Origin of the sequence: Enterococcus montenegrensis (assembly GCF_029983095.1) — a bacterium.
Taxonomy (GTDB): domain Bacteria; phylum Bacillota; class Bacilli; order Lactobacillales; family Enterococcaceae; genus Enterococcus_C; species Enterococcus_C montenegrensis.
Map to the genome: position 1 here is coordinate 129,786 of NZ_CP120467.1, position 13,420 is coordinate 143,205.

12 protein-coding genes and 1 pseudogene are annotated in these 13,420 nt (G+C 39.1%); 5 read left to right on the forward strand and 8 right to left on the reverse strand.

Going from position 1 to position 13,420, the window contains the following annotated elements; all coding sequences use genetic code 11:
- Nucleotides 1–21: 21 nt before the first annotated feature.
- On the forward strand, nt 22–1,341 hold the full coding sequence (locus P3T75_RS00575; protein ID WP_282461942.1) for a putative DNA modification/repair radical SAM protein: 1,320 nt from the start codon (nt 22–24) through the stop codon (nt 1,339–1,341).
- Between the two features lie 41 nt (nt 1,342–1,382).
- Nucleotides 1,383–2,135, forward strand: a complete 753-nt coding sequence (locus P3T75_RS00580; RefSeq protein ID WP_282461943.1) for a TIGR03915 family putative DNA repair protein — start codon at nt 1,383–1,385, stop codon at nt 2,133–2,135.
- A 516-nt stretch (nt 2,136–2,651) separates the two neighbouring features.
- Here the strand turns inward: P3T75_RS00580 and P3T75_RS00585 are convergent.
- From P3T75_RS00585 to P3T75_RS00600, 4 genes are all read right to left on the reverse strand, one after another.
- A complete protein-coding gene (locus tag P3T75_RS00585; RefSeq protein ID WP_282461944.1) occupies nt 2,652–4,016 on the reverse strand; it encodes a hypothetical protein in 1,365 nt (454 codons plus the stop codon).
- Nucleotides 4,013–4,582 carry an RNA polymerase sigma factor gene (locus P3T75_RS00590; protein WP_282461945.1) on the reverse strand — a complete coding sequence of 190 codons (570 nt, stop codon included), beginning with the start codon at nt 4,580–4,582 and terminating at the stop codon, nt 4,013–4,015. The genes P3T75_RS00585 and P3T75_RS00590 overlap by 4 nt, the downstream gene beginning before the upstream one ends.
- A 420-nt stretch (nt 4,583–5,002) precedes the next feature.
- Nucleotides 5,003–6,394 carry an argininosuccinate lyase gene (gene argH, locus P3T75_RS00595; RefSeq protein ID WP_282461946.1) on the reverse strand — a complete coding sequence of 464 codons (1,392 nt, stop codon included), beginning with the start codon at nt 6,392–6,394 and terminating at the stop codon, nt 5,003–5,005.
- Nucleotides 6,395–6,695: 301 nt separating this feature from the next.
- The gene (locus P3T75_RS00600) at nt 6,696–7,910 is read right to left on the reverse strand and encodes an argininosuccinate synthase (protein WP_242595801.1); all 1,215 of its coding nucleotides are present in this window, start codon (nt 7,908–7,910) and stop codon (nt 6,696–6,698) included.
- 462 nt (nt 7,911–8,372) lie between these two features.
- Between P3T75_RS00600 and rplM the strand changes: the two genes are divergently transcribed.
- Nucleotides 8,373–8,819, forward strand: coding sequence for a 50S ribosomal protein L13 (rplM, locus tag P3T75_RS00605; protein ID WP_303754245.1), 447 nt, complete (start codon nt 8,373–8,375; stop codon nt 8,817–8,819).
- A 15-nt stretch (nt 8,820–8,834) separates the two neighbouring features.
- Nucleotides 8,835–9,227, forward strand: coding sequence for a 30S ribosomal protein S9 (gene rpsI, locus P3T75_RS00610; protein WP_206903211.1), 393 nt, complete (start codon nt 8,835–8,837; stop codon nt 9,225–9,227).
- Nucleotides 9,228–9,249: 22 nt separating this feature from the next.
- Here rpsI and P3T75_RS00615 read toward each other — a convergent pair whose 3' ends face one another.
- The 4 genes and pseudogenes from P3T75_RS00615 to P3T75_RS00635 all read right to left on the reverse strand — a co-directional run bounded on the left by P3T75_RS00615 (nt 9,250) and on the right by P3T75_RS00635 (nt 12,327).
- The gene (locus P3T75_RS00615) at nt 9,250–10,545 is read right to left on the reverse strand and encodes a site-specific integrase (protein ID WP_282461947.1); all 1,296 of its coding nucleotides are present in this window, start codon (nt 10,543–10,545) and stop codon (nt 9,250–9,252) included.
- A gap of 65 nt (nt 10,546–10,610) precedes the next feature.
- Nucleotides 10,611–10,886: a helix-turn-helix transcriptional regulator gene (locus tag P3T75_RS00620; protein WP_002340127.1), complete on the reverse strand. Its 276-nt coding sequence runs from the start codon at nt 10,884–10,886 to the stop codon at nt 10,611–10,613.
- A gap of 39 nt (nt 10,887–10,925) precedes the next feature.
- A pseudogene (locus tag P3T75_RS00625) lies at nt 10,926–11,770 on the reverse strand (rolling circle replication-associated protein).
- 206 nt (nt 11,771–11,976) lie between these two features.
- The gene (locus P3T75_RS00635) at nt 11,977–12,327 is read right to left on the reverse strand and encodes a hypothetical protein (protein ID WP_156190012.1); all 351 of its coding nucleotides are present in this window, start codon (nt 12,325–12,327) and stop codon (nt 11,977–11,979) included.
- A 180-nt stretch (nt 12,328–12,507) separates the two neighbouring features.
- Between P3T75_RS00635 and P3T75_RS00640 the strand changes: the two genes are divergently transcribed.
- A complete protein-coding gene (locus P3T75_RS00640) occupies nt 12,508–13,371 on the forward strand; it encodes a helix-turn-helix domain-containing protein (protein WP_156190011.1) in 864 nt (287 codons plus the stop codon).
- Nucleotides 13,372–13,420: the final 49 nt, after the last annotated feature.

Sequence of the window (13,420 nt, forward strand, 5' to 3'; positions counted from 1 at the left end):
TCAGAAAAGGTGGTGCCCAAAATGGATTTAACGAAAAAAATCGGCATTTTAGCGGATGCAGCCAAATATGATGTCTCTTGCTCCAGCAGTGGTGTGAGTGATACGAGTCGCAGTGGGACAATCGGCAGTACTGAAGCTGCTGGAATTTGTCATTCTTTTACCGCGGATGGACGCTGCGTGTCGTTGTTGAAAGTGTTGTTTAGCAATGCTTGTATTTTCGACTGCCATTATTGTGTCAATCGTCGTTCCAATCAGCGCCCGCGGGCTACGTTTAAACCAGCGGAATTGGCGAATTTAGTGCTTGATTTTTATCTGCGAAATTATATTGAAGGCCTGTTTCTAAGCTCGGCGATTGTAAAATCACCGGATTATACCTGTGAGTTGATGATTAAAACATTGGAAATTTTACGCTTTGAAAAAGGCTTTCGCGGTTATATTCACGTTAAAGCGATTCCTGGGGCGGATAGCCTCTTGATCGAGCGCTTGGGATATCTGGCTGATCGTATGAGTGTAAATGTAGAGCTGCCTTCAAAAGATAGCCTGCAGCTTTTGGCACCGGATAAAGATCCTTATGAATTATATAAGCCGATGAAACAAATTGCCTTAAAAAAAGAAGAGCAAAATTTACTGCCCGCACTTTACCGTCACAAGACGCCTTTTGTGCCAGCAGGACAATCTACCCAGATGATTATCGGGGCGAGCCCGGAAACAGATCGTGCAATAGTAAAAATTTCCGGCAATTTGTATCAAAAGTATCAGCTAAAACGCGTTTATTATTCTGCTTATATTGCGATGAATGATGATTCACTCCTGCCAGCTGTAACGCAAAAGCCGCCTTTGTTGCGGGAGCATCGTCTGTATCAAGCCGACTGGCTCATGCGGTTTTACAATTTTACCCCCGATGAAATTTTGAAAAAAGAACAACCCAATTTCAATTTATATCTTGATCCCAAGGCCAACTGGGCAATTCAAAATTTGGATCGTTTTCCTATTGATGTGCAAACCGCAGATCTAAATACGCTTTTGCGCATTCCTGGCGTAGGGCCAAAGAGCGCCCGCAATATATTACGCGCCCGCAAATATTATCGTCTTCATTTGAGCGATTTAAAAAAGTTAGGCGTGGTTGTAAAACGTGCCCAATACTTTGTCAGCTGCAACCACGAAAAATTTCCCGGCTTAGTCCAAGATCCCCAGTGGATTATTGAAGCCTTGATTTCAAAACGCCAATTTAAGCAGCTGCAGGCTCTTAATACCCAAAGTTTTGGTGAGCAGATGAGCTTGTTTGATGTCGAACGTTTTGAGCGGCAAAAAGGCCAGCAGCACCAATTTGCGTTGCAATAAGACAATATACAATTTAAAGCATCAGAAAGAAGGGATTTGTGATGGTGTGGATGAAAGAAACGATCGACATTTTGGAATACGATGGGACATTGGCGGGTTTTTATACCGTCATTGACCTGTCATTTCGCCGCCATCAATTTCCGGCTGTCGTGTTAAATCCGGCTACAACGGAAAATAATTTATTTCCGCCGGAGTGGATTAAAACTGATGAAAAAAAAGCCGAAAAGATTGCCCGTCGCCTGCAAGAAGTTCTAACACCAAATAACTATGTATTTCTTCACGACGGCTTTAATACGAGTTTGGAAAACAAGGAGACCTACTTGCTTCACGCGTTACATATTGGCCTTGATACCAAAGATAATTTGCAGAACTTTATTGGTAAACCGGAAATTTTAGCACTAGATACAGCAGTCCGTGCTTTGTATGGTGAGGCCCACCAGTACAAAGGTTTTGTTCGATTTGAATATGTGGAGGACGTTTTGTTTGCTAAAATTATGCCAAAGCACTACTGTCTGCCGTATATTTGCCCACACTTTGCAAAGCGTTACGCCAATGAAAAGGTCATGATTTACGATGAAACCCATCAATTATTAGCCTGTCTGGAAAATGGCAGCTATCGTTTATTAGAAAATATCACGCTGCCCAAAGATAAGTTTTTACAAGGCAATGATATCGTAGGGGAGCAGTGGCGCGCCTTTTTAGCCGCTGTGACGATTAAAGAGCGCATTAACCCTAGCACCCAACGCAATCATTTACCATTGCGTTTCCGCTCTGAAATGACAGAATTTCAATAAACTTTTTTTGAGAGCTCAGTGGAAAAATTACGAAAAAAGCAGTCAGACCCCAGTAGGGCCTAGTGGAAAACTTGTTGAAAAGCAAAGAGGAAAAAAACAGTCAAAAAACGTTGTAAAAACCAAGTAAAACTAGTAGAAAACCTCCTGAAAAAGCTAAAAAGCAAAAAAGCAGGCGACCCATCTTTTAAGTTGAAGATCCAAATAAATTTGGGGTCTTTCACTTAAGCGACAAGGAAGTGGTGCGCTGTTTTTTTTGTTTTTCTATTTTAAGGGAAAAAATGAAGTTTTCAAGAATTAGAGCGACCATAAGGCAAAAACTTGAGAAATTAGAAAAAATTTATCAAGCTTCTGCCTTATTGCTAGCGAGTTGGCCAAGTTTGCTCCGCTTTTCTTATTGTCTAGCTTCACAAACTAGCTCTCCAAGAAATAAGACGAAATTTCTAAAAATTAGAAAAACAATTTTAAGAAATCCCGCGCTTATTTTTTGAGAGCTGAGGGCGGTTTGCTCAGCTTTTCTTATTTTATTTTTAATTTTTGCTGGTTAAAGGTGATGCTTTTGATTTCTTTGTTATCTTTTAGACCGAATTCGTAACGAAAATTTTCGGCTTTTTTGTGATTGAGCTGATCGTCATATTCAACGGTGGTTGCAAATTTTGTGCCATCTTCATAGTTTAATGTAATCGTCGTGCCGCTTAAATTGCCGGTGTAGTTAAAATCAAGGGCGATAGGTGAAAGCTGGATGTTATCTAATTTCAACTCTCCTTGTTGCGTTGTGAGCGTTTGAGAGGAGATTTTGGTTAACGGAAGTTCTTTGGCTTTTTTCAGTTGAATGGCCCAATCTCCCTCTTGGTAAGTTTCCCACCGCCAACCTGTTAAAACAAGTTTTGCCTGAGTTAAATCGGCTTTTTTAACTGGGAAAATGTACTCTTGATAATCTGCGCGACCAGTTTTGTTGTTATGGGTGCCATAATCGACGCTAAAATCAGCGAAAGAATCAATTTTTTTATCATTTATTACTAACTGCGGGAAAACTGCCGCCATTTTGGGTGTATTGGGTATTTTTAATTGCAGATGGAGTAAATCGTCTTTGTAGGCAATATTTGAAATCGTAAACTGGTTATCTAATTTTTCGTTTACTTGTGAAGGTTTAAGGCCAGTTTTCACCAGTTCATTCCAAGACACACCATAATTTTTGGCAACTTCCTCATTTAGACCGCCTCCTTGCGCTTGTTGTTTCGTTAAATCAATCCAGCTCTTTTTGGCTTGTAGTAAGTTTTGCCAATTTGGCTGATAGGTTGTCGCAAAGTCTTTTTTTCCACTGGTAAAGGCCGTTAATTGAAAACCTGAATTTGGCGTATCATCAGCGCCGATTGCACTGGTTACTAAAGTCGCCGTTTTGGTACTGGCATCATAATGGGTCATTTGGGTATTCCCGCCGCCAAACATTTGCCAACGATCAATCATGGTGCTTTCGTCCAAGCGTTCGCCGGTTAAATCGGTTAGTTGGCTGACAAGATATTGATTACTTCCGTCTTTAAAAGAAGCGACGGCTTTTAGTTCCAATCCTTGATCGGTAACGTTTTGACTTAACTTATCAGAATTTAATAAAAGGAGTTCTGTTTGATTGCCAAAGCGTTTTTTGTAAGCCACCGATAAATCATCTCGGAAAGTAAAGCCGACTAATATTAAAGCTAAAGCAGCTGTGGCACCGCTGATTAACCAGCGGCGTCGTCGCTGGTTTCTTTTTTTAACCAAAGCTTTTTTTGTAGCAAATTTTTGGTGGATGTTATTTTTATTTTCTTTATCAAAGGGCTGTTCGTTATAATGTAACAACTCATCTAACTGGGTATCGTCTAAGTATTCTAAAGGATGTTTTTTCATGTATTTTCCACCTCTCTGAAAAAGGAATTGCGTTCTACCAAACTGCGTAATTTTTTTCGTCCCCGATACAACCGGTTGTCGACTTCTTTTGCCGGCAATCCGGACTTCTTGGCGATTTCTTGGGGCGTTAGTTCGTAGAAGATTCGCCAAAGTAAAATTTGGCGCGTTGGCTCATCAAAAGTCATAATAAGACTGTAAATTTCCTGCCAAGCCGCTTTTTCTTCCAACTCACTGCTAACTAACTCATCTGTGTTTTCCTCAATGTTCGCTAGTGTTTCGTGTTGACGCCGGCGTGCTTGTTGTAATTTGTTTTTTGTCATACTTTCAGTCATGATGCATAAATAAGTTTTTAGACTCCCTTTTTTTTCATCAAATTTTTCCGGCTGTTCCCACAAGCGTAAGAAGACATCGCTGACTACTTCTTCTAAATCCATGCCGTTTGCCGCGCCGCTGCGACTAGCCACTGCCCATAATAATTTACTGTAGGCGGTAATTAATGTGTTAAAGGCCGCTTCATCGCGCTTTTTCACCCTGCGATAAAAGAGGGTGTTTTCAATTTCTTCCATTACTTCACCACCTCGTTAAGATATGTTGCAAATTAAAACTATTTTGTTTGCTTTTGGTATTTCCTGACTTCACTTATACTACAAACCCAAAAGATTAAATTCCTCCCTTTTTTTTAAAAATATGTAATTTTTTGTTTTGAAAAAGTTGCTGGTGCTTTACGTTTAAATTTGAAAAACAAATTATCAAAATTTTATCGTATTACGCGCGCTTAGGTTAGGATACCTTTAGTTCATTTTATTGTTCAATATAAAAAATACCTGGATTAAGAAGTTTGCCACAAAGCTCACAGTTGCAAGAATGGGGCGATTACTTTTGGTGCTGAAAGCAAGGGACCAAAAGTTTTCTTCTATAATACAGGTATTTTAACTTTTTATATGATAAAAATTGTCAGGACTATGTTAAATATTGACGCCCGTAGTTTAATCGGCAGCTTTTTCTTTTTGCAGTTGCGTTTTGGCGGCTTTGATTTGTTTGTCTACTTGATCAAAACCGGTCCCACCATAAGAGTGGCGGTTTTTAACGGCGTTATAAGAAGATAATTTTTCATAAATGTCCGATTCAATGACAGGTGCGATTTGCTGGTATTCTTCCAGCGGCACATCTTGGAGGAAAATCCCCCGTTGAATGCAGGCTAGGACTAACTTGCCGACAATTTCGTGGGCTTCGCGGAATGGCACGCCGTGGTTGGCTAAGTAATCGGCTAGTTCTGTTGCATTGGAAAAATCCGATTCAGTGGCTTGCGCCATATTTTCTTTGTTGACTTTCATGGTATCAATCATGCCTGCCATAATATCCAGGCTAGTTAAAATCGTTTCCGCTGTATCAAACATGCCTTCTTTATCTTCTTGAAAATCCTTATTGTAGGCAAGGGGCAAGCCTTTCATAACGGTCAAAAGACCAAATAAGTTGCCGTAAACGCGACCAGTTTTACCGCGAATCAACTCGGCCATATCGGGATTTTTCTTTTGGGGCATAATTGAGCTGCCGGTAGAAAAGCTGTCGGTTAATTCCACAAACTTAAATTCATGGGAGCACCACAAAATCAACTCTTCGCAAAAGCGGGAGAGATGCATCATCATAATGGCGCTGTTGCTTAAAAATTCCAAAATGAAATCACGATCACTAACAGCATCCAAACTGTTGGCATAAATATTACCAAAATCTAGTTCATTAGCCGTAAAAAAGCGGTCGACTGGAAAGGTCGTCCCTGCAAGTGCGGCACTACCTAGTGGCATGCTGTCAATTCGCTGTAAGTTTTCAGTAAAACGCGTTTGATCGCGGGTCAACATTTCATAATAAGCCAGCAGGTGATGGGCAAAAGAAATAGGTTGTGCATGTTGCAAATGCGTGTAGCCAGGCATGACGGTGTGGATGTTTTCTGCTGCTTTTTCCACTAAAATATTGCGAAAATGCTGAATTTTTGGCAGCAATTGTTTGACGATATCTTTTAAATATAAATGCATATCTGTCGCCACTTGGTCGTTACGACTGCGGGCAGTGTGAAGCTTGCCAGCAACCGGCCCGATTTCTGCGGCCAGATAAGATTCCAAGTTCATGTGGATATCTTCGTTTCCAATGGTAAATTCTAATTGTCCGGCTGCTAGTTTTTCTTGCAGTTTTTCTAAACCCCGCTGGATTTCAGCGGATTCTTCAGCGGTAATGATTTCTGTTTTGGCCAACATTTTAACATGGGCCAAACTGCCCTTGATGTCTTGTGTTGCCATTTTTTGATCAAATAAAATCGATGCGCCAAACGCGTCAATCCATGCTTCGTTTTGACCGTCAAAACGGCCACCCCATAATTTTGCCACTTTCTCCACCTCGTTTGTCAGTTAAAAAAGCTGCGACATAAGTTGTAAGAAAACTCTGGGATAAATCCAACCGGAAATAACTACAGTCCGCTGGATTTGTAACGAATCTTGGGGCTGTGAATGAATATAATCACAGCGCTTATTTACGGATAAACGAGAGCCCAGCAGTAGCTTCTCTAAGCTGAACACGTCTATTCCAATCTCGATTTGTTAAATTTTAGAGTTTGTATCGTTACCTAACTTATGGCACAGCCATTTGTCTTAAAGTTGATTGTCGGTAAAATAAATATCCTGTTTGTCTTTATTTTACCAAATTTTCTGCTTGCATTTGTGTTTGAACCTCAGCGTGAACTTTGCTGGGCAGGCCCCACAATTTAATGAAGCCAACCGCTGCGTCTTGATCAAAGGTATCAGCAGATGTGTAAGTCGCCAAGTTTTCAGAGTATAAACTATTTTCAGATTTACGTCCTTCCACAATCACGTTGCCTTTTAGTAATTTAACGCGGACGATACCGTTGACATATTTTTGCGTTTCTTTTAGAAAAGCAATTAAAGCGTCAGTTAGTGGATTGAACCATAATGCGTTATAAATAATGTTACTTAATTGCTGTTCAATCATCGGTTTGAAATGGGCTACTTCACGGACGAAAGTTAAGTCTTCCAATTCTTTATGTGCCTTCATTAAAGTCACTGCGCCGGGACATTCGTAGACTTCGCGGGATTTAATGCCAACCAGACGATTTTCCACGTGGTCGATTCGCCCCACGCCATGTTTGCCGGCAATTAAATTTAATTCCATAATAATGTCAGCAAAATTGTAGGTTTCACCATTTAATGCCACCGGAACGCCTTGATCAAAGGTAATTTCCACGATATCAGCTGTATCAGGTGTATCTTCAATGGCAGTGGTAATTTCGTAAGCTCCTTCAGGGGGTGTTGCCCAAGGATCTTCAAGGATGCCGCACTCACACGCACGTCCCCAAATATTTTGATCAATCGAATAAGGATTATCTAAATTCGCTGGAATTGGTACACCTTTTTTGGCGGCGTAAGCAATTTCTTCTTCACGAGACCATTTCCACTCACGGACAGGTGCAATCACTTTTAATTCTGGCGCTAAAGAATTGATTGCAACTTCAAAACGCACTTGGTCATTTCCTTTACCAGTACAACCATGTGCAACCGTTGTAGCGCCAGTTGATCGGGCTAGTTCAACTAATTTTTTCGCAATTAACGGTCGGGATAGTGCAGATACTAAAGGATAAGACTGTTCGTAAAAAGTGTGGCCTTGCAATGCAATTAAGGCATACTCTTCGGCGAACTCGTCTTTAGCATCGATGGCATAAGAGGCGATTGCCCCCACTTGCAACGCTTTTTCCTTAATAAACGCCGTATCTTTTCCTTCCCCAATATCTAAACAACACGCGATGACGTCATACCCTTCATCGGTCAACCACTTAATGGATACGGAGGTATCAAGTCCTCCTGAATATGCTAATACAACCTTCTCTTTCATAATAAATACGCCCTTTCTGTTGTGCTTTTTTCAGTGTGAGTAAAAATGTGTTGACGCTATCGTATCAAATTGAAAATTAAAAAGCAAGCAAAAATATAAATATTTATACAAAATATTTTTAAAAAAGCATAAATCATACAAAAATAGCTGGTTTATAAAGTTTGGTTTGTATAAAAGAACAAAATCGCTTAAAGAAATCTAAAAATCATTTTCTGAAAAATGATGGAATAAAATGTAACAAGGACTGTTTGTTGAAAATGTCTTTTTCTAAAAAATTTGATTATTATAGTAGGGAAATAATGGCAGGAAAAAATAAAGTTTAAAAATGCTGGGAAAAGCCGCGACTTTTGATTGACTTTGCGCAGTTTTACCGTTATTATGTTAAATGGTATTGTTTACCCCACAAAGAGCCCCGGAAACTCAAGTGATTGTAAACATTCGAAATTGAAATTGGAGGAAAAAATCTTGCGTACAACATATATGGCCAAACCAGGCGAAGTAGAACGTAAATGGTATGTAGTAGACGCTACTGATGTTCCAATGGGACGCCTTTCAGCAGTCGTTGCTTCAATCTTACGCGGTAAAAACAAACCAACTTTCACCCCCCATGTGGATACAGGTGATTTTGTAATCGTCATTAACGCTGACAAAGTGAAATTAACAGGTAAAAAAGCATCTGATAAAATTTACTACCGTCACTCAAATCATCCTGGCGGCTTGAAACAAGTTTCAGCTGGTGAATTGCGTGCTAAAAATTCTCGTCGTTTGATCGAAACTTCTGTAAAAGGTATGCTTCCTAAAAACACTTTGGGTCGCGCACAAGGCATGAAGCTACACGTTTACGGTGGCGCTGAACATCCACATGCAGCTCAACAACCAGAAGTATTAGACATCACAAACTTAATTTAATAGGAGGGAATTTCATTGGCACAAGCTCAATATATCGGCACAGGCCGTCGTAAAAATGCAGTAGCTCGCGTACGTTTGGTACCAGGTACTGGTAAAATTACTATCAATAAAAAAGACGTTGAAGAATATATCCCACATGCTGACCTACGTTTAGTTATCAACCAACCATTTGGCGTAACTGAAACAACTGGCGCTTACGATGTAATCGTAAACGTAAACGGTGGGGGCTATGCTGGACAATCTGGCGCAATCCGCCACGGTATTTCTCGTGCATTATTAGAAGTTGATCCTGACTTCCGTCTTGCATTAAAACGCGCTGGTCTATTAACACGTGACGCTCGTATGGTTGAACGTAAAAAACCAGGTCTTAAAAAAGCTCGTAAAGCATCTCAATTCTCTAAGCGTTAAAAACAGCTTCATATCAGTACTTTCAGGCGTTTCGCAATTCACTTTGCGAAGCGTCTTTTTTTGAGTTGACACCATTGTTGACACCATTCCGGTCTGACTCTTTTTGAGACAATTTACGATAGGCAATTTCACCAATAGGCATTTGAATCACGTTTGGTGTATTTACATAAGTTCTTGTGATGTTTGTATCGCTGTGAGTCAATGCTTCAGAAATCTGTTCTAGCGCGACACCAGCTTGTTTGGCTAAAGTTGCCCCAGTATGGCGTAACTTATGTGGGGTCGCATGGGTAAGGTGCTTATGTCGTCGCTCAATGGATTTCATGCGGTAGTTCAAATAATCTGTATGAAGCCTTTGGTTGATATTCCCTTTATCATCAAAGAAGGTAAAGAGTAGCTGTTCTTCGGTTTGTTCAATTTCAAATTGAGCTAGTTCTTCTTTTTGTTGAACTTTCCACTGTTGAAGTAATTGCTTTAGTTCATTCGGAATATGGAAAATTGTCGTTTTATTCCCTTTTGTGCTTTTTTCATTGCCGAATTTATCTAAGGCTTTACCAATCGTAATCTGGGAAGCAGTGAAATTCACATTCTTCCATTTGATGGCATAAGTTTCTGATTTGCGATCAGATAAAAAGAAGGTAGTCAGAAATAATACATAGTCCTGTAAAGTCAGTTGCCCACTTTCATAATCGTTTTGGACGGCAGTTAGCCATTCTTGAAGTTGTTCAAAGGAGAGGTATAAATCTTCTTCTTTTTTAGCTTCTTGCAATTGGTTTTTCTTAGTAGCGTTGATCCGTTTGAGCGATTTTTCTAGTTTATTCCGTTCAATGTATTCAAGCTCTTCCGCCCAATCGAAAATAGAATTAACGTAGCTACGTAGTATTTTGAAGTTTGCGTATTCGGCAGCCTTTTGTGTCATGATTTTTAGAACAAAGGCTTTGTTTTGATTCAGATAGTTCAATGTGTATTTTCCGAACATGGGTAAGATATGAAGTCGAAAAATATCTTTTGTATTCGCGATTGTAACAGGAGTGGGGGACTTCGTGTTTCGAGAAGTTAAACCAGCTGTATAAGCATCAATCCAGATATCTTCATAGAAATCTTTGAACAGTGCTTCACCACCTAGTTCAAAAGCATTCTTTTCTTTGTTTTCCCGTAGCTCTTTAATCTTGGCATAAAAATCGATTTCTGCTGCTTTTGCCTCCTTTCTAGTTTTAAAAGTTTTGGAATAAAGTTTGTTTACACCTATCATCTCTTGGATATCTTGTGGATAGTAAAGCCGTAAACGGTAAGTTTCATTTTCTGTTTTGCTAATTGCCATAGTATTTCCCTCCGAGTTTGCGAGCCGAAATCAAATACTATATATGGAGTATAACGATGTCGGAATTATTTTGCTAGGCTTGCAAGCCATTGATCAATGGCGATACGGTCAAATCTATTTGATCCGTGGATTTGAATAAGGGGCAAGCCCTCTTTAATCCAGCCATCTAACGTATTATTGGAAACTTGTAGATAGTTACAAGTTTGTTTTTTATTCATATAGCGGTGTTGCAGGTTTTCCTGTGTCTTAATTTTTTCGATTTCAGTTGTGATTAAATCAGATAGTTGAGTAGAAATGATGCCCATCTGATCATCACTGAGTAAAATTTTCATTTCGGTCATGTTCTCACTTCCTTTGAATTTTGCGTAGGGAATAATGAATTATTTTTTTATCTTGGTATAGCGAACAGTGCTTTCTTGAAAATCCATCACTTGTTCTGGAGTTCCACCTTCATTTACAGCACTGTAAAAAATTGGGCGTCTTACGAGGTACTCATTGGTATAAAGCACGTCTTGATTTGTGGTATCAAAAGGTTGATCCACGAGTTGCTTTGTGACGCTGGGTACTTTGAGGTTACGGGATTTGAAGAATGCTTTCTTCTTATGCTCTTTCAAATCTAAGTCCTTATCAAAGTATTTACTAATATAGCGCCCGCGATTTTCGATACTATCGACATCAATCTTGTTGATTTTGACAAATCCATGTCCCCAGATGGTAGTAAGGCGATTGTTAGAGATAAAAGGAAAGTCAAACAGGATGATGTGATAATGGACGGCGCCTCGTTCTTGTTTTTCCCACGTGGCAAGGTATTTCAGGTTTGCTTTTTTTGTGTGATAGAGTTCGTAGTTTAGTCGTTTGATAAATTTTTTGAATTCATTATTCGCATAGGTAATGTCTTGAATGTTTTCTCTGAAAGTGAGGGTTAAAAATTTTGATCGATTGTCAAAGTTCATATCTACGAGTCGGGCAATTTCAAAACGCATATTTTGATAGTATTTTTGTTTTCGTTTTAAGCTGTCGTATTGTCCTTGAGCGGATAGTTCATCATAGTTTTTTCTTTTATTGCTAGTTGGATTTTCTTCTTCATAAAGCCAAGCTAATTCTTTTTTTGTTTTGGATTGGTTTCAATATTTCCTGTTTTTTGTTTAGGAGTAATGATTGCTTCATAATCATAAATTTCAAGGTACGTGGGAGTCTCAATGATTTTCTGATTATAAGCTTTCAAAAATCATCACTCCTTGATGTATATTCAGTTGTCAAAGAACCATCATTTTTCGCCTGATGTTGTTCTATAAATCAAGTTAAGGGGAAGTCCTGCAAAGCAGTCCTTCCAGCCTATGTGTTTATTGGGCGGTTTTAAAGGACAGAAACGGCTCTGTGGGCGCTGCCCCGCCGTTCCCGTCCTAACCACCCAACAACCCCACAGGGGAATTAGTTTTGCGTAGTGGAGCCTTGTTTTTTCGGAATCAAAGTTGCCACATCTGCCGTGGCTGATAATCCATAGCTAACGAATTGACCGTTAGAGCGACCCCAAGGTGCAATCACTAAATTGGCAAATGTAACCATGGCTAAACCTTGTTGGGTAAGTTCTTCCGGAGTAATCACGGGATTTTCAGATTTGACTTTGACACTGATTTTTTCGTAGCGGAGTTTTGGTAGGATACATTCATAACTCCAACCTAAAATTTCTCCGTCTTTTTGCCAGCGAGTAACATTGACAACTTGGTATTCTTTTTCGAGTTTTTCTTTTGGTAAAGTAAGATCATTGATTTTAATTGGCATAATAGCCCTCCTTCTTGGATATACGATAATTTATACGATTGGTTTAAAAAATATAGACGGCCATCTATGATTTGTATTTTATACGTTTGTTTATACGAAGTCAAGAGAATTAGTAAAAAATATATACGAAATTTTATACGAGTGATATAATGAGTAAAAATGACAAGGAGGAAGTAATCTATGTTTGGTTTATTACAACCGGATAAAGTGAAGGTAGGACAACGAATCAAAGAAATCAAAGAGAGTATGAATTTGTCCTTTACAGAGTTGGGCAATCGCTTGGGGATAAAGAAACCAACAATCAGCTCGTATGTTCAAGGTTATGCGTTAGCCCCTGAAAGTGTCATTAATCAATTATCGAGTATTAGTGGGAAACCAGTAGGCTGGTTTTACTTTGGTGACGTTGAAGAATATATTTCGGACTATTTGCAGTTAAAAGGACAGAACAGGATTGTGCAAGAACATCCTGAAGTTGTGAAAGCAATCAAAGAAGAGTTTTACACTGGGGAATTTAAAAATCCTGCATGGGAAAATGAAGTTGGTTATCCATGTGAAGAGTTTATGGATGATTATTTTTATGAACTGCAGCAAGAAGTCATTCAAGAAGAAATTCAAAAAATGGTAAGTGATCAGATAAAAAATTTACCGATTGCCGATGAATTATCTAAACAGAAGAAAGATGAGGCAGTCACCGTTATTACGAGCGGTATCATCGAGTATATGGATGTAGCTGGTGAATTTAATTATGAGAAAAAAGATGATATGATTAAAATAGTTACACGAGAAGTCGATAAGTATGATTTTTTTGCAGATAGTAATTTTGAAGATCAATATTTAGTGGGGAAACTAATTAATATCTTGGCAGATCAACAAAAAACTGGCGAATTAATTAATCATTTATCTGAAGAGCTGACAGATAAGTCATTTACAGGATTATTTGGTGGGGAAGAGTTGGTGGAAACAATTCAGACGTTAAGACCGGCGTTAATTAATCTGTCCAATAAAATTAGTGCTGATCAGCTTGAAGATTGGTTTGAAAAGTAAAATTAATTGAATTTAAGGGTTGATGATATGCCGCTAGGTGATCAATTGA